The sequence below is a fragment of the Jannaschia sp. Os4 genome (genome assembly GCF_016820245.1).
GTDB lineage: Bacteria > Pseudomonadota > Alphaproteobacteria > Rhodobacterales > Rhodobacteraceae > Jannaschia.
Genome location: NZ_JAFCAR010000004.1, coordinates 323,528 through 346,188 on the forward strand (window position 1 = coordinate 323,528; position 22,661 = coordinate 346,188).

The following is a 22,661-nucleotide window of genomic DNA, read 5'->3' on the forward strand; positions in this document are numbered from 1 at the left end:
GGCGGATCACGTCGCGCGGGGCGGCCCCTCAGGCCCGCCAGAACCGCGACGTGAACAGCACGAACACGACCATCAGCTCCAGCCGCCCGACGAGCATCGCCGCGATCAGGATCCACTTCGCCGCGTCCCCCAGCGGCGCGAAGTTGCCCGTGGGGCCGATGATCGGCCCCAGCCCCGGCCCGATGTTGGCCAGCGCCGCCGCCGCGCCGGAGACCGACGTGGTGAAGTCGAGCCCCGTGAGCGCCAGCGCCACGGCCGTCACGCCCAGCGAGATCAGGAACAGCACGAAGAACGCCATCACCGAGGCGAGCACGTCCTCGGAGACCGGGCGCCTGCCGTAGCGGGGGCGGAACACCCCATGGGGCGAGTGGATGCGGCGCACCTGCGCCGCGACGGCGGCGAGCAGGATCTGGTAGCGGAACACCTTGACCGAGCACGAGGTCGATCCCGCGCAGCCGCCGACGAGCCCCGCGAAGAAGATCGCCGCCACGAGGACGGGCGACCACGCGCCGTAGTTGGCCGAGGCGTAGCCCGTGCCGGTCAGGATCGAGGTGAAGTTGAACGCGGCCTCGCGCAGGGCCCGCTCGGGGTCGTGCCCGTGGGAGAGGACGAGCACGACCACCGCCGACGCCACGAGCACCGCGAGCGTCCCCAGCAGGCCGCGGACCTGCGGGTCGCGCAGGAGGGGGCGCCCCCGCCCGTTGGCGATGAGGTCGACGTAGAGGACGAAGGGCAGCGCGGCGGCGATCATGAAGACCGTGGCGATGTACTCGTGGGCGCCCCTGTAGGCGCCGAAGCTCGCGTCGGTGTTGGCGAAGCCGCCCGTGGACACCGTGGTCATCGCGTGGACCACGGCGTCGAGCGCGTCCATCCCCGCCGCCCCGTAGGCCAGCGCGCAGACCACGGTGAGGCCGAAGTAGACGCCGCTGATCTGCTGCGCGATCTCGGCGGCGCGGGGCAGCACCTTGCCCATCGTGTCGAACCCCTCCGAGCGGAAGATCTGCATGCCGCCGACGCGCAGTTCCGGCAGGAACACCATCGCCACGACGATGATCCCGATGCCGCCGAACCACTGCAGCATCCCCCGCCACAGCAGCAGCCCGTCGGGGAGCGAGCCGAGCCCCGTGAGCACGGTCGATCCGGTCGTGGTGAGGCCCGACATCGCCTCGAACACGGCGTCGGTGGCGTCCGCCCCGGTGGCGCCCATCAGGAACGGCAGCGCGGCGAAGAGCGGCAGCACCGCCCACACGCCCGTCGTCAGGAGGAAGGTCTGCTGCAGCGTCAGCCGCTCCCCCACACCGTTGGCGCAGGCGATGGCGGTCGCCCCGCCGACCAGCGCCGTCAGCCCCGCCGCGGAGGCGAAGGCGGGCCAGTGCCCGTTCCCCGCCGCGATGTCCGCCGCCGCCGGGACGATCATGGAGACGGCGAGGATCAGCACGAGCCAGCCGATCACGTAGCCCACGGGGCGCAGGTCGATCATGGCGCGACGCATCCCGGCGGGGGCCGGGGGTGTCAAGCGGCGGCCTCGCCTTGACGCCGGAACGCCGCGCGTCCATCTGCCCGCTCCTGTCCCCTCCCCGACCCCCGAGGCTTTCCATGCAAGGCAGCGCGAACCTGAACGTGATGATCCGCGCCGCGCGCAAGGCCGGCCGGTCGCTGGTCAAGGATTTCGGCGAGGTCGAGAACCTCCAGGTCGCGCGCAAGGGGCCGGGCGACTTCGTCACCCGCGCCGACCGCCGGGCCGAGGAGATCCTGCGCGAGGCGCTGATGGAGGCGCGTCCGAACTACGGCTGGCTCGGCGAGGAGACGGGCGCCTCGGAGGGCAAGGACCCGACGCGGCGCTGGATCGTGGACCCGCTCGACGGGACCACGAACTTCCTGCACGGGATGCCCCACTGGGCCGTCTCGGTGGCGCTGGAGCACAAGGGCGAGATCGTCGCTGGCGTGGTGCACGACCCGGTCAAGGCCGAGACCTTCTACGCCGAGAAGGGCGCGGGCGCGTGGCTGGGCGACAACCACAGGCTGCGGGTCTCGGGGCGCACCCGCCTGATCGAGACGGTCCACGCGACCGGGATCCCGTGGGCGTCCTCGCCCTACCTGCCGGCCTCCCTGCAGGACCTCGCCCGGCTGATGCCCGCCTGCGCGGGCGTGCGGCGCTGGGGGGCGGCGTCGCTGGACCTCGCCTACGTCGCGGCGGGCCGGTTCGACGGCTACTGGGAGCGGGGGCTGAAGCCGTGGGACATCGCGGCGGGCATCGTCATCGTCCGCGAGGCGGGCGGCCTCGTCGAGCCGATCCGGTCGGCGCAGTCGCTCTTGGAGGACGGCCACATTGTGGCGGCCTCCGCCAATATCTTCGACCCCTTCGCCAAGATTGTTCGCGAAAGACCCTGAAGGCGCCCTAGTCGCGCCCATCCTGTGGTTGACGTATTGGTCAACCAGCGAGGGATGTCGATCGTGCGACGCTTTTTGACCGGAGATCATGGGGGGGCCACCGTCGAGTGGGTCGTGCTCACCGTCCTCGTCGTCGCCGGCGTGACGTACATGTTCGACCCGGTGGCCCAAGAGGTGCAGGCGATCGCGATGCGGATCGAGCGGACGCTCACGGACCTCCGGATCCCGACGACCTTCGCCGCGATGAAGGACTTCGCCGCGCGCGGCACGTTCTGAACGCGAACGGCGCGCGTTAACGTCTCCTTCGGATTCGCCGCGTAGCCTCGCGGGCGATGCGCGTCCTCCCGCCCCTTCCCGCCCTCCCCTCCGCCGCAGGCTGGCGCCGCGCCCTGTCGGGGATCGACTGGCCGATGGCGTTCCCCGCGCTGGCGCTCGGCGCACTCGCCTGCGGGTGGCCCGCGGCGGCGATGGCGCTGGGGGCGGTGCTGCCGCTCTGGCTCGCGTTCGGGAGGCGGCCGCGCCACGCGCGCGCGGTCGCGCGCGGCGCGCCGCTGGAGGCCGTCCTCGAGGACGCGCTCGCGCGGGCGGACCGGGCGGGGCGGACGACGGCGCTGCTCCTGTTCCGCGTCGATCCCGGACCGGTCGCGGGGGCGGACATGCTGGCCTTGGCCCTTGCGCGGGCCCGCGGCGCCCTGCGCGGGGCGGACACGCTCATGGCGCACGGTCCGGACGGGTTCGCCGTCGTGCTGGACCCGATCCCGGCGGGCGGCGGCGTCGCGGCCCGCGTCGCGGACCGCGTGCAGGCCGCGCTGCGCGAGCCGGTCGCGGCCGGACCGTGGCCGGCGCGCGTCGGCGCCCACGCAGGCGTCTGCGCGCCGGCCCGCGCCACCGACGTCACCCCCGCTTCCATGCTCGCGGTGGCCGAATCGGCGCTGGGCCGCGCGGCCCGCGCCGGTCCGGGGGCCGTCGTGTCGCGGACCGGCGACCGGCCCGATCCGACGGAGGACGGCCCCGGCCTCCCCCGCGACCTCGCCGCCGCCTTGGACGCGGACGAGGTGGAGGCGTGGTTCCAGCCGATCCTGTCCCTGGAGGACGGATCGGTCCGGGGGGTCGAGACGCTCGTGCGGTGGCGCCACCCGGATCACGGGCTCGTCCCCCCGCCCCGGATCCTCTCCGCGGCCGGCGAGGCGGGGCTCGCCCCCCGCTTCGCCATCGCGATGGTCGAGCGGGCGATCTCCGCCCTCCGCGACTGGGACCGGGCCGGCCTCGCCGTGCCGGTCGTCTCGGTGAACCTGTCGCAGGAGGAGCTGCGCGATCCCGGCCTTGCCCGGACGATCCTCGACCGGCTCGGCGACGCCGGGGTGCCGCCGGACCGCCTCGTCGTCGAGATCCTCGAGACCGTCGTCGCGGAGGCGGGCGACGATGCGGCGATGGCGAACCTGCGCCGGCTCGCGCGGGCCGGCGTGCGGCTCGACCTCGACGACTTCGGGATCACGGCCGGGTGCATCGCGAACGTGACGCGGTTCGGGGTCCACCGCCTGAAGATCGACCGGACCCTCGTGACCGGCCTCGGCGCGGACCCCGACCGCAACAGGATGGTCGCCGCGATCCTGCGCTTGGCGGACGCTCTGGGGGTCGGGGTCGTCGCGGAGGGCGTCGAGACGGCGGTGGACGCGGAGGCTCTGCGCGCGCTCGGCTGCACCACCGCGCAGGGCTACGCCCTCTGCCGCCCCGCCCCGGCGGACGACCTCGCCGAATGGCTGCGCCGCCGCGCCCGCCACGGAAGCGCGCGCCCCTGCCTGCCGCCGGGAGAGGGCGTGCCGCCGCCGGCCCCGGGGATGGAGACGGTTCCGGCCGCGCCGCTCGTGGGCGCGGGAGGGCGCATCGAGGGCACTGCCGCTAAAGGAGGGCGCGTGCGGGTATCGGTCGTGGACCTTCCCGACGTCGCCTCCGCTGCGGCGCCGCCGATCAGACCCTGCGAAACGGGCTGCAGCGCGTCCTCACTCGACCCCGCCGGGGTGCGGGAGGCCCGCGCCTGCACCCATGCCGGCTCCACCCCCGCGCGTCGCCCGACCGGGGGCGGGCATCGCGACGGCATCCAGCCAACCCCTGTGCAGCGCACGGAGACGGGCGCCGCCCTTCCCGCGGCATTAGGCGAGGCCGTGGAGGGGGGCGAGCACGCGGCGCGATGCGGCCTTGGCGATCCGGTGATCCCGTCGCGCCGTCCCGACGCGCGGGCGGGCCGGTCGCTGTCCGGCTAGGCCGGCCGCCGCCATGCCCCGCCGGAGGCCCCTCCATGCGGGGCGGGCGCCGCTTCGGGCCGACAGGCCGATGGCGGGCGGCCCGGAGGCTGGAGGGGCCGTCGGAGGACGCGCGGACGCGGCCCTTGACCTCCCACGCCCCCGGCTGTTGAAGGCAGGCGCTTTTCCAACACCGCCGGGGTCCGCCGCATGGACGAACAGAACCGCAACCTGATCCTTGCGATGGTCCTGTCGGGCCTCGTGATGCTCGTCTGGTTCGTCCTCTTCCCGCCGGAGCAGCAGGCCCCCACCGTGGCGGAGGTGCCCACGGCCGACGGCGTGCCCGCGCCCAACGCGCCGGGGGCGGCCGTGCCGCCCGGCGCCGCGGCCCCGGGCGCGCCCGCGACCGCCGCCACCGGCGACGCGCTGCTGCCCGGCGCGTCGCGCGACGCGGCGCTCTCCGCCTCGGCGCGGGTGGAGATCGAGACGCCCCGCCTGACGGGCTCGCTCTCGCTCACGGGCGGGCGGATCGACGACCTCGCGCTCAAGGACTACCGCGAGACCCTCGACGCCGACTCCCCCATCGTCACGCTGCTCACGCCCGCGGGCGCGGCGGGCGCCTACTACGCGCTGCACGGCTGGGTGCCCGGCGGCGGCCTCGGGGCGGACGCGGTGCCCGGCCCGTCGACCCCATGGGAGGTGGCGGCGGGCGACGTGCTGGCCCCCGGCGCGCCGGTCGTCCTGCGCTGGGACAACGGCGCCGGCCTCACCTTCGAGCGCGAGATCTCCGTGGACGACGAGTTCATGTTCACGGTCGAGCAGCGCGTCGCCAACGCGACCGGCGCGCCGGTCAGCCTCGCTCCCTACGGCGTCGTGGCCCGACACGGGCGGCCCGACACGGTGGACTTCTTCATCCTCCACGAGGGCGTGGTGGCCAAGACCGACGGCACCTTGGAGGAGATCGACTACGACGACGTGGCCGACCTCGACGCGGTGGCTGCCGAGGGGGGGCGGGTCGAGTTGCTCGACGTGACGGAGAGCGGCTGGATCGGGTTCACCGACAAATACTGGATGACCACCCTCATCCCCGACCGCGACGTGCCGTTCACCGCCGTGGCCAAGTACGTGGACGGCGCGGACGTCTACCAGACCGAGACCCGCCTGCCCGCGATGACCATCGCCGCGGGCGCGACCGCCGCCTCGTCCCAGCGCCTCTTCGCCGGGGCGAAGGAGTGGGAGGTCATCCGCGACTACGAGGCGGGGCGGACGCTGAACGGGTTCGGCGACCACTTCCTCTACACGTTCGGCCTCGTCGACGAGGGCGCGACGGCGGTGGACCGCTTCGTCGACAGCATCGACTGGGGCTGGTTCTACTTCCTCACCAAGCCGATCTTCATGATGCTGCACGGTCTGGAGGACGTGATCGGCAACATGGGCGTGTCGATCATCGTGCTGACGCTGATCATCAAGGCGCTGCTGCTGCCCCTGGCCTACAAGTCCTACGTCTCGATGGCGCGGATGAAGGAGCTCCAGCCCGAGATGGAGAAGCTGAAGGAGAAGGCGGGCGACGACCGCCAGAAGCTCCAGCAGGGGATGATGGCGCTCTACCGGGACAACAAGGTGAACCCCGCCGCCGGGTGCCTGCCGATCCTGCTGCAGATCCCGATCTTCTTCTCGCTCTACAAGGTGATCTTCGTCACGATCGACCTGCGCCACGCGCCGTTCTTCGGCCCGTTCCAAGACCTCTCGGCGCCGGACCCGACCTCGATCCTGAACCTGTTCGGCCTGCTGCCCTTCGGCGCGCCGGAGCCGGGCACGATCCTCGCTCTAGTGTTCATCGGCATCCTGCCGATCCTGCTGGGCGTGTCGATGTACCTGCAGCAGAAGCTGAACCCCGCGCCGACGGACCCGACGCAGGCGATGATCTTCGCGTGGCTGCCGTGGGTGTTCATGTTCATGCTGGGCGGGTTCGCGTCGGGCCTCGTGGTCTACTGGATTGCGAACAACACGATCACCTTCATCCAGCAGTACTCGATCATGCGCTCGCAGGGCATGAAGCCCGACCTCTTGGGCAACATCCGCGGCACGACCAAGCCGGTCGCGCCGGTGTCGAAGGAGAAGGCCGCGAACGCGCCCGAGGCCCCCAAGGCCGAGGGCGAGGCGCCGCCGCCCGCCAACCGGCCCGGCCCCTCGCCCAAGAAGCGCAAGCCCCGGAGCAAGCGGTGAAGGTCGCCGCGATCTGGCGCCATCCGATCAAGGCAATCGGGCGGGAGCGGATCGCGGAGGCCGTGCTGGAGGCGGGGCGCGCCCTGCCCGGCGACCGGGTCTGGGCGGTGGCGCACGAGGATGCCCGCCTCGATGGCGACGGCTGGGCGCATTGCCGCAACTTCGCCCGGGGCGCCGCCGCGCCGTCGCTGATGGCGGTGGAGCTGGCGCGCTCGGGCGATCGGCTGAGGCTGACGCATCCGGACCGGCCGGAGCTGATCGTCGATCCCGACGAGAGCCCCGAGACGGTGGCGCAGTGGATCGTGCCGCTGGTCCCCGAGCAGCGGTCGCGGCCGGTGCGCGTGGTGCGCGCGGGCGCGCAGGCGTGGACGGACAGCGCGTTCCCCTCGGTCTCGATCGCGGGGCTGTCGTCGCTCCGGGCGCTGTCGGACAAGGTGGGGGCGGCCCTGTCGCCGGACCGCTTCCGCGCGAACCTCTGGGTCGACAATACCGGGCCGTGGGAGGAGTTCGACTGGGTCGGCCGGACGATCCGCGTGGGCGAGGCGGAGCTGCGCATCGAGGAGCGGATCGTGCGCTGCAAGGCGACGACGGCGAACCCGGAGACCGGGTGCGTGGACGCGGACACGCTGGGCGCGCTGGAGGAGGGCTGGGGGCACCGGGAGTTCGGGGTCTACGCCGTCGTCACGAAGGGCGGGCGGATCGCGGACGGGGCCGAGGTGGCCGTCCTGTGACCCTGCCCTTCCCCATCGCCGAGGCGCCGGACCCGCAGGCGGAGGAACGCGGCCGCCTGCTCTTCGCGCGGGGCGCGGAGTTCGTGAAGGGCGTCGTCGCCATGGACGGCCTGCCCCCCGCCGACCGGGCGGAGGTGTGCTTCGCCGGCCGATCCAACGTGGGGAAGTCGTCGCTGATCAACGCGCTGACGGGGCGCAAGGGGCTGGCGCGGGCGTCGAACACGCCGGGGCGGACGCAGGAGATCAACTTCTTCGCCCTGTCCGAGAGCCACTACCTCGTGGACTTGCCCGGCTACGGCTTCGCTGAGGCGCCGCTGCCGGTGGTGAAGCAGTGGCAGGCCCTGCTGAAGGCGTATCTCGCGGGGCGCGCCTCGCTGCGCCGGGCCTTCGTGCTGATCGACCACCGGCACGGGGCCAAGGCCGTGGACGAGGAGATCATGGCGCTCTTGGACCGCGCGGCGGTGCCGTTCCAAGCGGTGCTGACCAAGGCGGACAAGGTGAAGGCGAAGGACCGGGAGACGGCGCTGGAGCGCACACGTGCGGCGCTCGCGCGGCATCCGGCGGCCTTCCCGGAACTGATCGTGACGTCTTCGGAGAGCGGGGACGGGCTGGCGACGCTCCGGAGCGCGATCGCGGGGCTGGCCTGACGTCGTAGGGTGGGCGAAAGCCCACGTCCGCGACGCGTGGGCTTTCGCCCACCCTACGGGTATCCCCTCCCCCACCACACACGGAGAATTCCCATGCGGAGGCAGGACATGAGCCGCGACAACGCCGCCATCGCGCGCACGCTCAACGAGGCGCTGCCCTACCTGCGCCGCTACGACGACGCCATCGTCGTCATCAAGCTGGGCGGGCACGCGATGGGCTCGGACGAGGGCATGGCCTCCTTCGCGCGCGACGTGGTGCTGATGCGGACGGTGGGGATCAACCCGGTGATCGTCCACGGCGGCGGCCCGATGATCAACGAGATGCTGGGCAAGCTGGGCGTCGAGCCGACCTTCGTGCGCGGCAAACGGGTGACGGACCCGGCCACCATGGAGGTGGTCGAGATGGTCCTTGCGGGGCAGGTCAACAAGCGGATCGTGCAGGCCATCAACACGGCGGGCGGCGCGGCGGTGGGGCTGTCGGGCAAGGACGCCGACATGATCGTCTGCGAGGCGGACGACCCCGGACTGGGCCTCGTGGGCCGCCCGACGGAGGTGGACCCCAAGCTGCTCCACGCGCTCTTCGAGAAGGAGATGATCCCCGTGATCGCCCCCATCGGCACGGGCGAGCAGGACGAGACCTACAACATCAACGGGGACACGGCGGCGGGCGCCGTGGCGGGGGCGCTCAAGGCGGACCGGTTCCTGCTGCTGACGGACGTGGCGGGCGTGAAGGACGCGGACGGGGCCGTAATGACCGAGATGACGGCGGCGCAGGTGCGCGCGCTGACCGACGACGGCACCATCGCGGGCGGCATGATCCCCAAGACGCAGACCGCCCTCGACGCCTTGGAGGCGGGGACGCGGGCGGTGGTCATCCTCGACGGGCGCGTCCCGAACGCGGTGCTTCTGGAACTGTTCACCTCCGAGGGGGCCGGGAGCCTGATCCGCCTCGGGTGACCCGTCCTAGCGGTGCCACTCGACCGTCAGGCCCTCCTCGGGCGCGGGCGGCACGACATGGGACGCGACCTGCCGGAACTCGGCCTCGGTGGGCGCGAAGGGGTGGGCGCCCGCGGCGTTCCGCGCCGTGAGGCGGGCGAGGCATTCCGCCTCGGGCACGTCGAGCCAGTGCAGCACGAGCGACGCGCCCGCCGTCTCGGCCAACCCGGCCATCCAGCGGCGCGACCGGACCGTGTTCGCTTGGAAGTCGAGCACCACGGAGACGCCCGCGCGAAGCATGTCCGCGACCTGCGGCCTCACCACGTTCCGCACCCGCGCGGCGCGGTCGAGCCAGTCGCCCATCGTCGCCACCTCGCCGGGGTAGAGCGCGGCGATCAGGTCGTCCTCGGAGAGGCGGACGGTCGCGGGGGCCTCGGCGAGCCGGGCGGCGAGGGTCGACTTCCCCGCCCCCGGCAGCCCGCCGATGCCATGCAGGGCCGTCATCCGTAATGCGCCACCGGCGTCCCGGCGAGCGCGGCGATGTTCAGGAGGCCCCGCGCGGTGATCGAGGGCGTCACGATGTGGGCCTTGTTGCCCATCCCCATCAGGATCGGCCCCACCTCCAGCCCCCCGGCCCGCGCCTTGAGGATGTTGCGCGTGGCCCCCGCCGCGTCGGTGGAGGCGAAGACCAGCACGTTGGCCGGCCCGTCCATGCGGCAGTCCGCGAGGAAGCGCGCGCGCAGGTCCGGGTCGAGCGCGGCGTCGACGTTCATCTCGCCCTCGTAGCGGAAATCGACCTCCATCCGGTCGAGCAGGGACATGGCCGCGCGCATCGTCGGGCCGGAGCCCGAGGCGAGGTTGCCGAACTGCGAGCCGGAGCAGAGCGCGACCTTCGGCTCGATCCCGAAGCGGCGCACGTGGCGGGCGCAGGAGACGACGGTCTCGGCGATCTGGTCGGGCGTCGGCTCGGCGTGGACGTGGGTGTCGGCGATGAAGAGGGGCCCCTCGTCGAGCAGCATCAGCGAGAGGGCGGCGACCGGATGGCGACCCTCGCGGCCCAGCACCTCGGTCACGTAGCGCAGGTGCCACAGGAACTGCCCGAACGTCCCGCAGATGAGCGAATCGGCCTCGCCCCGCTCGACCATCACCGCGCCGATGGCGGTCGTGTTCGTCCGCATCACCGCCCGGGCGAGGTCGGGGGCCACGCCCCGCCGCGCCATGAGGCCGTGATACGTCTCCCAGTAGTCGCGGTAGCGCGGGTCGCTCTCTGGGTTCACGATCTCGACGTCGCGGCCCGGCTCGATCTCCAGCCCGGCGCGGGCGGCGCGGGTAGCGATGACGTCCGGGCGCCCGATCAGGATCGGCACGTCCGTCGTCTCCTGCATGATGGCCTGCGCCGCGCGCAGCACGCGCTCGTCCTCTCCTTCGGCGAAGACGATGCGCCGCTCGGCTTGGGCCGCGGCCGCGAAGACGGGGCGCATCACCATGGAGGAGCGGAACACCTGTGCGTCGAGGGTCCGCTTGTAGGCGTCGAGGTCGTCCAAGGGCCGCGTGGCCACGCCTGAATCCATCGCGGCCTTGGCCACCGAGGGCGCGACCACGCCCATCAGGCGCGGGTCGAACGGCTTGGGGATCAGGTAGTCCGGCCCGAAGGTCAGCTGCTCGCCTTGATAGGCCGCCGCCGCCTCGGCGCTCGTCGTGGCGCGGGCCAGCGCGGCGATCCCCTCGACGCAGCCCACCTTCATCGCCTCGTTGATCTCGGTCGCGCCGACGTCCAGTGCGCCCCGGAAGATGAAGGGGAAGCAGAGCACGTTGTTGACCTGGTTCGGCTGGTCCGACCGGCCCGTGGCGATGATGGCGTCGGGCGCGACCTTCCGCGCCTCGACCGGGTCGATCTCCGGCGAGGGGTTGGCCAATGCGAAGATGATCGGGCGGTCGGCCATGCGGCCTACCATCTCGGGCGTCAGCACGTTCGGCCCGGACAGGCCGAGGAACAGGTCCGCGCCATCGATCACCTGTCCCAAGCCCCGCGCGCCGCCCGGTTGGGCGAAGGCGGCCTTCTGGGGCGTCATGTCCGCCTCGCGCCGCTCGTGGACGAGGCCGTGGAGGTCGCAGAGCCAGACGTTCTCGCGCTTCACGCCGAGGGACAGGAGCATGTTGAGGCAGGCGATGCCCGCCGCGCCGCCGCCGGTGGAGACGACCTTGACGTCCTCCCACCGGCGGTCCGTGAGCTTCAGCGCGTTGAGCGCCGCCGCGCCGACCACGATCGCGGTGCCGTGCTGGTCGTCGTGGAAGACGGGGATGTTCATGCGCTCGCGGCAGAGCTTCTCGACCACGAAGCAGTCGGGCGCCTTGATGTCCTCGAGGTTGATGGCCCCGAAGGTCGGCTCCAGCGCGCACACGATCTCGGCCAGCTTCTCGGGGTCGCGCTCGGCCAGCTCGATGTCGAAGCAGTCGAGCCCGGCGAAGGTCTTGAAGAGCACCGCCTTGCCCTCCATCACCGGCTTGGAGGCCAGCGGCCCGATGTCGCCGAGGCCCAGCACCGCCGTGCCGTTCGACACCACGGCCACGAGGTTGTCCCGCGCGGTGAACCGCCCCGCCGCGGACGGGTCGTCGCGGATCGCGACGGACGCCTCCGCCACGCCGGGCGAGTAGGCGAGCGAGAGGTCCCGCCCGTTGGCCAGCGGCTTGGTCGCGCGGATCTCCAGCTTCCCGGGCTTCTTGCCCGCATGGTATTGCAGCGCGGGGCTGAGCGGCGCGTCGCCTGCGGTGTCGGTCATGCGGTCCTCCCGGTGGTGGGGCCGGGATACGCGGCGCGGGCCGAGGGGGCCAGTGGCCCCGGCGTCTGGCGTCCGGGCACCGCCGGTGCTTCACTCCGCCCATGCCGTTCGAGACCGTCGTCCCCTGCACGTCCGTCAACGACGACCTGCCCTTCTGGCAGTCCCTCGGCCTGCGCCTCGACGCGATCTGGCCCGCCGACGACCCGCAGGTCGCGCTGCTGTCGGGCGATGGCGTGCGCCTCCGGGTCGAACGGGCGGACCACCCGGCCCCACATCTCCGCCTCACCACCCGCGACCCGGACCTGCTGGCGCGGCGCACGCTCACCTCCCCCGGCGGCGTCGCGGTCGTGCTGGACCATTCTGTCCCGCCGATGGCGACGCCCGAGCCCGTCGCCGCGCCGATGATCCGCCGCCTCGCCGACTCGGCCCCATGGGTGATCGGGCGCGCGGGGATGCACTACCGCGACCTCGTGCCCGACCGCCTCGGCGGCGCGATGATCGCCAGCCACATCCGTATCCCCGAGGGCGGCCCCGTGCCGGACATGGTCCACTACCACACGGTGGGATTCCAGCTGATCTTCTGCCTCTCGGGCTGGGTGGACCTTGTCTACGAGGACCAAGGCGATCCCTTCCGCCTCCACGCGGGCGACGCCGTGACCCAGCCGCCCGAGATCCGCCACCGCGTCCTGCACGCCTCCGACGGGCTGGAGGTGCTGGAGATCGGCGCCCCCGCCGACCACGTGACCACGATCGACCACGACCTCCGGCTGCCGAACGGCACGGACGCGGCCCGGCGGTTCGCCGGCCAGCGCTTCGTCCGGCACCGCGCGGATGCGCCGTGGCGCGCGGACGGGGCGCAGCACGTGCAGGAGACCGGGATCGGCGCGGCCACCGGCGGGGTGGCGGAGGTGCGGGTGGTGCGCGGGGCGGGACCGATCGGGTCGGACGCGGTGACGTTCGGGTTCGTCCGGGCGGGCGAGGCGGTCCTCGCCCTCGAAGGGGACCGCACGGTGCTCGGCGCCGGGGATGCGTTCGTGCTCCCGCCCGGCCGCTCCGCCGACCTCCGGGACGGGGCCGAGACGATCGAGGTCGCGTTGCGGGCCTGACCTACTCGCAGCGCCCGATGGCCGCGCGCGAGCCGCGCAGGTGGAACGTCGCGCTCCGCCCGCCCGCATCCTCGACGCGCAGCCGGTCGCCCGTGGCCACGGCCTCCGCGATCCGCGAGACCGCCGAGGCGCAGCCAAGGCAGTCCCGCGCGATCACGCCCCCCGGCCCGACCTCGGCCGCGAAGGTCACGTCGTCGACGGACAGGAACGCCGTCCCCTCGACCGCGGCCGTCCCGTCGAGCCGAAGCGCGATCCGGTCGCAGCCGACCTCCACGGCGTTGCCGTAGGCGTCGGAGGTGACGCCCCCATCCGTCCGCGCGCGCCACTCGCCGTTGGCGGCATAGCCCGGCGGCGCGCAGCGGGCCCAGCGGTCCACGGTCTCCCCGCGCTCCACCTCCAGCCCGGCGGGCAGACGGCGGATCACCACCTCCTCGACCCACTGGCGCCCCTCCGCGGCGCACAGGGCGCGGTAGATCGTCCCGTCGTCGCCGGTCACCGGCTCGGTCAGGTCGCAGACGCGCCCCGGCTCGAACAGCTGTCGGTTCACGACGCCGATCGCCCCGCCCTCGACGCCGAGCCCGTCCTCCGTGCAGGCCCAGTCGAGGCCCGGCGGTGCATAGAGTCCGACGAAGGCGGCCTGTGCGGCGGCGCTCGCGGGGAGCAGGAGAAGGCAGAGCAGCAAACGGGCCATTGGAATCCCTCCGGCGGGGGAACGCCTAAGGGCCGCGGAGGGTCCGTCCCGATGTCACGAACACGTCCGTGCCGAGCCCCGCCCGCCGCCTTTCGGGTCAGGATCGGAGCGCAACCGTCTGAGAAGATTGGAGGCGAGTACCGGAATCGAACCGGTGTGCACGGATTTGCAATCCGCTGCGTAACCACTCCGCCAACTCGCCGCGCGTGGTGGCGGGACCGATACGCTTCGCCGCGCGCGCCCGCAAGCCGGTTGCGCGATCCCCCCGACCCGTGCATTCGTCGCCCGAGAGAAACTAGACCGATGGGTTCAGATCGAATGGCCGACCCCGCGACCCTGCGCCGGATCATGGTGGACACCCAAGTCCGCCCCTCGGACGTGACGCGCTTCCCGATCATCTCCGCGATGCTGGAGACCCCGCGGGAGGCCTACGTGCCCGCCGGCGCGGAGGCCATCGCCTACGCCGAGGAGGCGATCCCGCTGGGCAACGGGCGCGAGCTGCTGGAGCCGCGCACGCTGGCCAAGGTGATCGACGCCTTGGCGATCTCGCCCGACGAGGAGGTCCTCGTGGTCGGCGCGGCGCTCGGCTACACGACCGCGCTCCTGTCGCGGCTCGCGGCCTCCGTGGTCGCGGTCGAGGAGGACGCCGCGCTCTATGCCGAGACCGAGGCGAACCTCGCCGCGCAGGAGGTGCTGAACGCCGCCGTGATCGAGGGGCCGCTGGCCGGGGGCGCGCCGAAGGCCGCGCCCTTCGACGCGATCTTCGTGGACGGCGGGGTGGAGACGGTGCCCGAGGCGCTGACGTCGCAGCTCAAGGACGGCGGGCGCATCGCGGTCATCGTGCAGGACGTCGCCGGGCGCGACATGGGCGAGATGCGGATCGGACGCCGGATCGGCGACCGGATCTCGTGGCGGATGGAGTTCAACGCGGGCGCGGCCCCCCTGCCCGGCTTCGCCGCGCCGAAGGCCTTCGCGCTCTGACGACAGGACCGCGCGGTCGGGTGGGCCGCGCCGAGGAGGGACGATGCGACGACTGACCCGCGCCCTGCGCGCGACCGTGGCCGGTGCGGCCCTCCTGCTGGGCGCCGCGGCGGCGCAGGCCCACAGCCTGACCGACAGCCTCGTGCTCGCCTTCGACGAGTCGCAGCTCCTCGAGGAGCAGCGCGCGCTGCTGCGGGCCAACGACGAGGACGTGGCCATCGCCGTCGCGCGTCTCAAGCCGACGCTCGACTTCTTCGCCTCCGTCAGCCGGTCGTTCTCCGACCCCGGCACCGCCGAGACCTCCGCGCAGCTGGGGATCACCCTGAACTGGCTGCTCGCCGACGGCGGCGGGCGCGCCTTCCGCATCGGCGCCTCCAAGGAGGTCGTCCTCGCGGCGCGCTGGGGCCTCGTGGCCGTGGAGCAGCAGGTGCTGCTGAACGCGGCGACCGCGCACCTCAACCTCCGCCTCGCCCGCCGCGTCGTCGAGGTGCGCCAGTCGAACGTGCGGCTCATCACCCAGCAGCTCCGCGCCGCCGAGGACCGGTTCGAGGTGGGCGAGGTGACGCGCACCGACGTGGCCTTGGCCCGGTCCCGCCTCGCCCTCGCGCGCGCCGAACTGGCCGCCGCGCAGGGCGACGTCGAGATCGCCGAGGAGGTCTACGCGCTCGCCGTCGGCCACCGCCACGACGGCGGCGGCCTCACGGTGCCCGCCGCGCCCCAGCTGCCGCCCTCGCTGGAGCGCGCGCAGGCGCTCGCGCTGCAGGTCAACCCGAACATCCGCTCGCTGCAGCACCAGGTGACCGCGCAGCGCCTGCTGGCGGAGGCCGCGGTTTCCGACCGCCTGCCGACGATCTCGCTGAACGGCAGCGTGACCCGTTCCGGGCCGGTCGCGGGCAGCCCGGCCACCCCGGGCGCGAACCTGCCCGTCCTCGACCAGTTCGGCCTGCCCACCGGCAACAGCGTCGTCATCCCCGGCTCGCCCGCGCGGTCCGGCGGGGCCGTGGACAACGCGACAATCGGGTTGCGCGCGGACATGCCGATCTACCGGGGCGGCGCGCTTTCGGCGGCCTCGCGGCAGGCCCGCCAGCGCGTCTCGGCTGTGCAAGCGCAGCTCGGGCAGCAGGGTCGCGTGGTGAGCGAGGGCGTCGGCCGCGCATGGGCGGGCCTGTCCATCGCGCAGGCGCAGGTCACGGCCTTCGACCAGCAGGTCGAGGCGGCGCAGCTCGCGTTCGAGGGCTTCCGCGAGGAGGCGCTGCTGGGCGCGCGCACGACGCTCGACGTGCTGGACGCGGAGCAGGAGCTCCTCGACGCGCGCACGGCCCGGCTGCAGGCGGCGACCCAGGTGCAGATCCAGGTCTATACCGTTCTCGCGTCGATCGGCCTGCTCACGACGGAGCATCTGGGTCTGGCGGTCGAGACCTACGACCCGGAACTCTACTCCCGCGCCGTCCGCACCGCCCCGCCCGTCAGCCCGTCGCCGCTGGGCGACAAGCTCGACCGCGTCCTGCGCCGCTACGATCCGACCGCCCGCAATTGAGGCGAATCGGCATCGCATCCCGGCCGGGATGGGGGAACGACGTGGCCGGGGCCGGGCGTTGGGACTAGAATCCGGCCCGCAGGCATCGAGCGAGGACCCCATGGCGAAGGCCCACGACATCGAAGACGTTCTCGCGTCCATCCGCCAACTCGTGGCCGAGGAAGCGCCCGCCGCCCTCGTGCGCGGCGAGGCCCGCGGCCCGGTCGGGGAGGAGGTCGGCCCCGACCCGCTCGACGAGGTGGCCGAGGGGCCGGACCGGCTCGTGCTGGGGGCGGAGCATCGCGTGGTCGAGCTCGTCGCCGGCGACGGAGCCGAGGACGCATTGACCGCCGGGACGGACGAGCCGGAAGCCGAGCGATGGCCGGAGGAGGACGTGGCCCCGGCCCTGCCCGAGGCGCACCGCCCCGCGCCGGAAATGGATCCCGACGCGGCGCCGGAATCCGAGCCCGAGCCATGGCCGACCGCGACCGTCTCCGTTCTGCCGGGCGCCAAGCGCGCGGCGCCGCCTGCGTCGTCCTACGACGACGCCCCGCCGCCGGCCGAGGAGGACGACGCGCTGCGCGACCTGATCGCCGACGTCGTCCGCGAGGAGCTTGCCGGCCCGCTAGGCGAGCGCATCACGCGCAACGTCCGCAAGATGGTCCGGCGGGAGTTGCGCCAGATGATGTCGGGCGAGGAGTTCGAGTAGCCTTGGCCACCCATCCCCAAAGCGAAAGGGCCGCCCCATCGGGCGGCCCTTCGCATGTTCCGGGTCACGCGGCGGTGAACGTCAGGCGGCCTCGTCCAGCCCGGCCAGAAGGGCGGCCTGACGACGCTCGCTCTCCTCGCGGGACAGGGCGACCGAGGTGCGGACCCCGCGGCCCACGAATTCCATCAGCCCACCGACGACGCGCTCGTTCGGATCGATCCCGGCGCAGGACAGCACCTCGCGCCCGTCCTTGGAGCGCGCCCAGCGGGCGATCTGCTCGGGGCCGTTGCCGTACTTCTTGTCGTCCGAGATGGCGTCGTCCAACGCGGCGAGGACCACGGCGGCGAAGAGCTTGCGGGCACGTTGCCCCTGCTCGAAGTTGTAGGCCGTCGCATCCATGTGATCGGACATTCCGCACTCTCCGTCGTCGTTTCTCTCGCTGGCAGGCCCGTCGCCTACCATGTGTGACCGGCTTGTGTCATGCGTTTTCGGAATACCACACATTCCGTGACCGCAGGCCGCATTTCGGAGCGCATACCACATCTAGTCGATCATGGCGCGCGATTTCGTTAGACTTAGAGAATGCCGTGCCTCGATCAAGCATTCGCCACATTTACGCCCCGTTAACTTGGCGTTGCGGAAACCGTTCCCTTCGCCTTGCGGGGATCGTGTCCCCTCCGTATCCCCCGCCCGTTCCCAGACCGCGCGAGGAGGCGGCCATGCCCAAGATCAACGGCAACGAAATCCGCCCCGGCAACGTGCTGGAGCATCAGGGCGGCCTCTGGTCCGCGGTCAAGGTCGATCACGTGAAGCCCGGCAAGGGCGGTGCCTTCGCGCAGGTGGAGCTGCGCAACCTCCGCAACGGGTCCAAGCTCAACGAGCGGTTCCGCTCGGCCGACAAGGTCGAGCGCGTGCGCCTCGAGCAGAAGGACCAGCAGTTTCTCTACGAGAGCGACGGGCGCCTGCACTTCATGGATCAGGAGACCTTCGAGCAGGTCGAGCTGGACGCCGAGATCCTCGGCGAGCGGCGCCCCTTCCTGCAGGACGGGATGACCGTGCAGATCGAGTACTACGAGGCCGAGGCGCTTAACGCCTCCCTGCCCCAGAAGGTCACCTGCAAGGTCGTCGAGACCGAGCCGGTGGTGAAGGGCCAGACCGCCGCGAACTCCTTCAAGCCCGCCGTCCTCGACAACGGCGTCCGCATCACGGTGCCGCCCTTCGTCGGGCAGGACGAGGACGTGGTCGTGAACACCGAGACCTTCGAGTACGTCGAGCGGGCCTGAGCCGCACCCCGCAGACGCGAAAGGCCGCCCCGACGGGCGGCCCTTCTTCGTTAAGGGGACCGCCGCCCTCACCGCTCCGGGATCAGCCCCCGCGGCGAGAAGCGCAGCACGAGCAGCAGGATCACCCCCATCGTCAGCAGGCGCGTGTGGGCGGCGGCGTCCAGGAGGTGCGCCTTCAGCCACGACCCGTCGGCCATGCCGGAGGTGATCGCGGCCATCGCGAACTGGCCGATCGGCTCGACCTGCACCCAGAGCCACCAGACGAGGAACCCGCCCAGCACGGCGCCCCAGTTGTTGCCCGACCCGCCCACGATCACCATCACCCAGACGAGGAAGGTGAAGCGCAGCGGCTGGTAGGTGCCGGGCGTCAGCTGGCCGTCCAGCGTGGTCATCATCGCGCCGGCGAGGCCCACGACCGCGCTGCCCAGCACGAAGATCTGCAGGTGCCGCGCGGTGACGTCCTTGCCCATCGCCTCGGCCGCGACCTCGTTGTCGCGGATGGCCCGCATCATCCGGCCCCACGGCGAGGCGAGCGCCGCTTGGCTCAGCCAGATGAGCAGGCCGAGGACCACGCCGAACAGCCCCGCGTAGCAGAGCTTGACGAAGATCGACGACGCGGTGACCGGGTCCATGCCGAAGGTCGCCGCCCGCTCGGCGAAGGCCGCCGACTGCTGGAGGTCGATCTCGTAGGGGACGGGCCGCTCCAGCCCGATGACGTTCTTCACGCCGCGCGCCAGCCAGTCCTCGTTCTTCATCACCGCGATGATGATCTCTGCGATGCCGAGCGTGGCGATGGCGAGGTAGTCGGAGCGCAGCCCCAAGGCCGTCTTGCCCACGATCCACGCCGCGCCCGCCGCCAGGAGGCCGCCTGCGGGCCACCCCAGCAGGATCGGCAGGCCGAGCCCCCCGAGGTTGCCCTGCAGCGCGGGGTTGATCGCCTCGACCGCCTCGACGCCGGGATCGAAGATCGCGCGGAACAGGAAGAAGCCGCCGATCAGGATGGCGGCCACGATCCAGCCCTTCCACCGCGACGGCGCCCGCCGCCACGCGAGGATCGCCGCGATCACCGTGGCCGCGCCCATCAGCAGGCCGCCCAGCACGCGCAGGCCGCCGGAGGCCCATGCCTCTCCGACCGGGTCGGTCGAGACGAGCACGGCACCGAGGCCGCCCAGCGCGACAAAGCCCATAATCCCGACGTTGAACAGCCCGGCATAGCCCCACTGCATGTTCACGCCGAGCGCCATGATGGCCGAGATCAGCCCCATGTTCAGGATCGTCAGCGCCACGTTCCACGACTGGACGAAGCCGGTGCCGACGAAGAGCAGGGCCACGAGGGCGAAGAGCAGAAGGTCGCGCGCGCGGAGAGTCATACCGCCTTCCCCTTGAAGAGGCCCGTGGGCCGGAACAGCAGGACGATGATGAGGATCACGAAGGAGACGGCGAACTTGTAGTCTGTCGACAGCAGCTGGACGAGGCCGTCGGGCGCGAGGCTCTCGGGCAGCAGGTAGCTCAGCACCTTCTTGAGCGGATAGGTGATCGTCACCTCCGCGAAGGCGATGACGAAGCCCCCGGCGATGGCGCCCAGCGGGTTGCCCAAGCCCCCCACGATGGCCGCCGCGAAGATCGGCAGCAGGAGCTGAAAGTAGGTGAACGGCTTGAACGACTTGTCGAGGCCGTAGAGCGTGCCCGCGATGGTGGCGAGCGCGGCGACGATGCACCACGTGATCAACACGACGCGCTCCGGGTCGATGCCCGACAGCAGCGCGAGATCCTCGTTGTCGGAGAAGGCGCGCATCGACTTGCCGGTGCGGGTCTTGTTGAGGAACCAGAACAGGATGGCGACCACGATGATCGCGACGACGAGCGTCAGCGCCGCCGTGGACTTGATCGCCAGCCCCTCGTCCAGGCCCGTCATCTCCCGGAAGTCCCGCGCCGAGATCAGGAACCGCGCCCCGTCGGCGAAGCGCTGGTCCTCCGGCCCGATGATGAAGCGCACCAGCCCGTTCATGATGAACATCACGCCCAGCGACGCGATCACGAAGGTCACGGGCACGGCCTTCTTCTCGCGGTAGAACTTGTAGACGAGCTTGTCCGTCCCGATCAGCAGGAGCGCGGTGACCCCGATCCCGATGGGCAGAGCGAGCAACGCGGTCGGCAAGGGACCGAAGCTGACGCCCAGCGACTGCAGCCACCACGTGAACAGGATCACGCTCATGGTCCCGAAGGCCATCGTGTCCCCGTGGGCGAAGTTGGAGAAGCGCAGGATGCCGTAGATCAGCGTGACCCCCAGCGCGCCCAGCGCGAGCTGCGCGCCGTAGGCGGTGGCCGGGACCAGCACGAAGTTGGCGAAGGCCACGAGGGCGTTGAGGATGTCCATTCAGTCCGTCCCGTCGGTCGCATCGTCCGGGGCCATGCACGTCCCCGCGTAGTTCACCATCGTCCCGTCCATGTGGACGGACGCGCGCGCCGCGTCCGGGTCGGGGGTCAGCATCACGACCATGCCGGTGCCTTCGGCCACCACGGTCCCGTCGGACTCGGTCGGGCGGGCGATCACCGCGAGGTCGCCGAAGTCGGTCGAGAGCACGTCGCCCTCCAGCGTCACCTCCCAGCCGCCCTCGACGCAGGCTTCGGTGTCGAAGCACTCGGTCGGGAAGAGGCAGGTCTGTGCCGTCGCGGGCGCGGCCAGGCAAGCGAGGAGCAGCGTGATCCGCATGGTCATCCCCCCAGGAAGCTGCGCCGGACCTCGTCGTCCGCCAGCAGTTCCTTGCCCGAGCCCGTGTGCGCGTTCCGCCCCTGCACCAGCACGTAGCCGCGGTCCGCGATCTCCAGCGCCTGGCGCGCGTTCTGCTCCACCATCAGGATCGGGATGCCGGTGCGGCTGACTTCGATGATCCGGTCGAACAGCTCGTCCATAACGATGGGCGACACGCCCGCCGTCGGCTCGTCGAGCATCAGCACCTTGGGCTTGGTCATCAGCGCGCGGCCCACGGCGACCTGCTGGCGCTGCCCGCCCGACAGCTCGCCCGCCGCCTGCGCCCGCTTCTCCTTGAGGATCGGGAACAGGTCGTAGACCTGCGCCATCGTGTCCCGGAAGTCGTCGCGCCGGATGAACGCGCCCATCTCGAGGTTCTCCTCGACGGTGAGCGAGGTGAAGATGTTGGACGTCTGCGGCACGAAGCCCATGCCCGCCTTGACCCGGTCCTGCGGCGAGAGCGCGGTGATGTCCTGCCCGTCGAGGCGCACCGACCCCTCGCGCAGGTTCAGCATCCCGAACACCGCCTTCATGCCGGTCGACTTGCCCGCGCCATTGGGGCCGACGATCACCGCGATCTCGCCGGGGTCCACCGCGATGGTGCAGTCGTGCAGGATGTCCGGCCCCTGCCCGTAGCCGCCGGTCATGCCCTCGCCAACGAGGAAGGCGTTCACCGTCGAGGGGCGCGCGTCGGCAGGCGAGGCGGCGCCGGGCGCCATCGTGCCGCCGGGCCGCGGGTTCACGATCGAGGCGTCCTTGTTGCCCCGGTCCTCGGCATAGGGGTTGTCGCTCATGCCCCCGCCCCCGCGAGCTGGTCCTTGTTCTTCAGGCCGGTGCCCAGATACGCCTCGATCACCCGCTCGTCGGCCTTGATCTCGGCCAGCGACCCCTCGGCCAGAACGTGGCCCTCGGCCATGCAGATGACGTGGTCGCTGATCTTGCCGATGAAATCCATGTCGTGCTCGATCACCACGAAGGTGTAGCCGCGCTCCTTGTTCAGGCGCAGGATCGCGTCGCCGATCGTGCCCAGCAGCGTCCGGTTCACGCCCGCGCCCACCTCGTCGAGGAAGACGATCTTGGCGTCGACCATCATGGTCCGGCCAAGCTCCAGCAGCTTCTTCTGCCCGCCCGACACCTGCCCCGCGCGCTGCTCGGCCAGATGCTCGATGGTCAGGAACTCAAGCACCTCGTCGGCCTTGGCCCGCAGGGCGCGCTCCTCGTCGGCGATGCGCTTACGCCCGAACCACGTGTTCCAGAGCGACTCGCCCGACTGGCCACCGGGCACCATCATCAGGTTCTCGCGGCAGGTCATCGACGAGAACTCGTGCGCGATCTGGAACGTCCGCAGCAGCCCCTTGTGGAACAGGTCGTGCGGCGGCAGGCCGGTGATGTCCTCGCCGTCCATCGTGACGCGGCCCGACGTGGGCGGCAGCACGCCCGCGATCACGTTGAACAGCGTCGTCTTGCCGGCCCCGTTGGGCCCGATCAGCCCGGTGATCGACTTGGGCTCGACGCGGAGCGAGGCCCCGTCCACGGCCCGGAAGCCGCCGAAATGCCGGTGGAGGTCGTGGACCTCGATCATACGCGCACCCCCCGTGCGGACGGCCCCCTCCGGGCCGGTCGATGGGGAGGCATAACGGGCGGTGATGGAGGGATACAAGTGGCGCAAGAG

Annotated in this window: 22 protein-coding genes and 1 tRNA gene; 12 read left to right on the forward strand and 11 right to left on the reverse strand. The window is 72.1% G+C overall.

What is annotated here, in order from left to right:
• Positions 1 to 28: 28 nt before the first annotated feature.
• Positions 29 to 1,480 carry a TrkH family potassium uptake protein gene (locus tag JQC91_RS10460; RefSeq protein WP_203286766.1) on the reverse strand — a complete coding sequence of 484 codons (1,452 nt, stop codon included), beginning with the start codon at positions 1,478 to 1,480 and terminating at the stop codon, positions 29 to 31.
• Positions 1,481 to 1,596: 116 nt separating this feature from the next.
• Here JQC91_RS10460 and JQC91_RS10465 point away from each other — a divergent pair, with 116 nt between their 5' ends.
• The 7 genes from JQC91_RS10465 to argB all read left to right on the forward strand — a co-directional run bounded on the left by JQC91_RS10465 (position 1,597) and on the right by argB (position 9,192).
• On the forward strand, positions 1,597 to 2,391 hold the full coding sequence (locus JQC91_RS10465; RefSeq protein ID WP_203286767.1) for an inositol monophosphatase family protein: 795 nt from the start codon (positions 1,597 to 1,599) through the stop codon (positions 2,389 to 2,391).
• A 63-nt stretch (positions 2,392 to 2,454) separates the two neighbouring features.
• Entirely contained in the window at positions 2,455 to 2,667 is a 213-nt protein-coding gene (locus JQC91_RS10470) for a hypothetical protein (protein WP_203286768.1), read from the forward strand.
• A 56-nt stretch (positions 2,668 to 2,723) separates the two neighbouring features.
• On the forward strand, positions 2,724 to 4,652 hold the full coding sequence (locus JQC91_RS10475; protein WP_203286769.1) for a GGDEF domain-containing phosphodiesterase: 1,929 nt from the start codon (positions 2,724 to 2,726) through the stop codon (positions 4,650 to 4,652).
• Between the two features lie 189 nt (positions 4,653 to 4,841).
• Positions 4,842 to 6,857: a membrane protein insertase YidC gene (yidC, locus tag JQC91_RS10480; RefSeq protein WP_203286770.1), complete on the forward strand. Its 2,016-nt coding sequence runs from the start codon at positions 4,842 to 4,844 to the stop codon at positions 6,855 to 6,857.
• Complete coding sequence (locus JQC91_RS10485; RefSeq protein ID WP_203286771.1) at positions 6,854 to 7,588, forward strand: MOSC domain-containing protein; 735 nt, start codon at positions 6,854 to 6,856, stop codon at positions 7,586 to 7,588. The genes yidC and JQC91_RS10485 overlap by 4 nt, the downstream gene beginning before the upstream one ends.
• Positions 7,585 to 8,235 carry a ribosome biogenesis GTP-binding protein YihA/YsxC gene (yihA, locus tag JQC91_RS10490; protein ID WP_203286772.1) on the forward strand — a complete coding sequence of 217 codons (651 nt, stop codon included), beginning with the start codon at positions 7,585 to 7,587 and terminating at the stop codon, positions 8,233 to 8,235. The genes JQC91_RS10485 and yihA overlap by 4 nt, the downstream gene beginning before the upstream one ends.
• A 93-nt stretch (positions 8,236 to 8,328) precedes the next feature.
• Entirely contained in the window at positions 8,329 to 9,192 is an 864-nt protein-coding gene (argB, locus tag JQC91_RS10495) for an acetylglutamate kinase (protein ID WP_203286773.1), read from the forward strand.
• 6 nt (positions 9,193 to 9,198) lie between these two features.
• Here argB and JQC91_RS10500 read toward each other — a convergent pair whose 3' ends face one another.
• Together JQC91_RS10500 and JQC91_RS10505 are read right to left on the reverse strand one after the other, a co-directional pair.
• Positions 9,199 to 9,675, reverse strand: a complete 477-nt coding sequence (locus JQC91_RS10500; protein WP_203286774.1) for an ATP-binding protein — start codon at positions 9,673 to 9,675, stop codon at positions 9,199 to 9,201.
• Entirely contained in the window at positions 9,672 to 11,951 is a 2,280-nt protein-coding gene (locus JQC91_RS10505; RefSeq protein ID WP_203286775.1) for an NADP-dependent malic enzyme, read from the reverse strand. Before JQC91_RS10505 ends, JQC91_RS10500 begins: the two co-directional genes overlap by 4 nt.
• Positions 11,952 to 12,052: 101 nt before the next feature.
• Here JQC91_RS10505 and JQC91_RS10510 point away from each other — a divergent pair, with 101 nt between their 5' ends.
• Positions 12,053 to 13,057 carry a cupin domain-containing protein gene (locus JQC91_RS10510; RefSeq protein WP_203286776.1) on the forward strand — a complete coding sequence of 335 codons (1,005 nt, stop codon included), beginning with the start codon at positions 12,053 to 12,055 and terminating at the stop codon, positions 13,055 to 13,057.
• Between the two features lies 1 nt (position 13,058).
• Here the strand turns inward: JQC91_RS10510 and JQC91_RS10515 are convergent, their stop codons facing one another.
• The gene (locus tag JQC91_RS10515; protein ID WP_203286777.1) at positions 13,059 to 13,748 is read right to left on the reverse strand and encodes a hypothetical protein; all 690 of its coding nucleotides are present in this window, start codon (positions 13,746 to 13,748) and stop codon (positions 13,059 to 13,061) included.
• A gap of 128 nt (positions 13,749 to 13,876) precedes the next feature.
• Positions 13,877 to 13,950 (reverse strand) — tRNA-Cys (locus JQC91_RS10520).
• Between the two features lie 116 nt (positions 13,951 to 14,066).
• On the opposite strand from JQC91_RS10520, the gene JQC91_RS10525 reads away from it, so the two are divergent.
• The 3 genes from JQC91_RS10525 to JQC91_RS10535 all read left to right on the forward strand — a co-directional run bounded on the left by JQC91_RS10525 (position 14,067) and on the right by JQC91_RS10535 (position 16,954).
• A complete protein-coding gene (locus tag JQC91_RS10525; RefSeq protein WP_203286778.1) occupies positions 14,067 to 14,729 on the forward strand; it encodes a protein-L-isoaspartate O-methyltransferase in 663 nt (220 codons plus the stop codon).
• Positions 14,730 to 14,772: 43 nt separating this feature from the next.
• Complete coding sequence (locus JQC91_RS10530) at positions 14,773 to 16,266, forward strand: TolC family outer membrane protein (RefSeq protein ID WP_203286779.1); 1,494 nt, start codon at positions 14,773 to 14,775, stop codon at positions 16,264 to 16,266.
• Positions 16,267 to 16,366: 100 nt separating this feature from the next.
• Entirely contained in the window at positions 16,367 to 16,954 is a 588-nt protein-coding gene (locus tag JQC91_RS10535) for a hypothetical protein (RefSeq protein ID WP_203286780.1), read from the forward strand.
• 81 nt (positions 16,955 to 17,035) lie between these two features.
• Here JQC91_RS10535 and JQC91_RS10540 read toward each other — a convergent pair whose 3' ends face one another.
• Positions 17,036 to 17,365 (reverse strand): DUF6280 family protein, encoded by a 330-nt coding sequence (locus JQC91_RS10540; protein ID WP_203286781.1) that lies wholly within the window; start codon positions 17,363 to 17,365, stop codon positions 17,036 to 17,038.
• A gap of 308 nt (positions 17,366 to 17,673) precedes the next feature.
• Here JQC91_RS10540 and efp point away from each other — a divergent pair, with 308 nt between their 5' ends.
• Positions 17,674 to 18,237: an elongation factor P gene (gene efp / locus JQC91_RS10545; RefSeq protein WP_203286782.1), complete on the forward strand. Its 564-nt coding sequence runs from the start codon at positions 17,674 to 17,676 to the stop codon at positions 18,235 to 18,237.
• A gap of 68 nt (positions 18,238 to 18,305) precedes the next feature.
• Here the strand turns inward: efp and JQC91_RS10550 are convergent, their stop codons facing one another.
• The 5 genes from JQC91_RS10550 to JQC91_RS10570 are packed head-to-tail and all read right to left on the reverse strand — an operon-like array spanning position 18,306 to position 22,571.
• Positions 18,306 to 19,607: a branched-chain amino acid ABC transporter permease gene (locus JQC91_RS10550; protein ID WP_203286783.1), complete on the reverse strand. Its 1,302-nt coding sequence runs from the start codon at positions 19,605 to 19,607 to the stop codon at positions 18,306 to 18,308.
• Entirely contained in the window at positions 19,604 to 20,614 is a 1,011-nt protein-coding gene (locus tag JQC91_RS10555) for a branched-chain amino acid ABC transporter permease (RefSeq protein ID WP_203286784.1), read from the reverse strand. The genes JQC91_RS10550 and JQC91_RS10555 overlap by 4 nt, the downstream gene beginning before the upstream one ends.
• A complete protein-coding gene (locus tag JQC91_RS10560) occupies positions 20,615 to 20,956 on the reverse strand; it encodes a hypothetical protein (protein ID WP_203286785.1) in 342 nt (113 codons plus the stop codon). It abuts the gene before it with no gap.
• Positions 20,953 to 21,783 (reverse strand): ABC transporter ATP-binding protein, encoded by an 831-nt coding sequence (locus JQC91_RS10565; RefSeq protein ID WP_203286786.1) that lies wholly within the window; start codon positions 21,781 to 21,783, stop codon positions 20,953 to 20,955. Before JQC91_RS10565 ends, JQC91_RS10560 begins: the two co-directional genes overlap by 4 nt.
• The gene (locus tag JQC91_RS10570; RefSeq protein WP_203286787.1) at positions 21,780 to 22,571 is read right to left on the reverse strand and encodes an ABC transporter ATP-binding protein; all 792 of its coding nucleotides are present in this window, start codon (positions 22,569 to 22,571) and stop codon (positions 21,780 to 21,782) included. Before JQC91_RS10570 ends, JQC91_RS10565 begins: the two co-directional genes overlap by 4 nt.
• Positions 22,572 to 22,661: the final 90 nt, after the last annotated feature.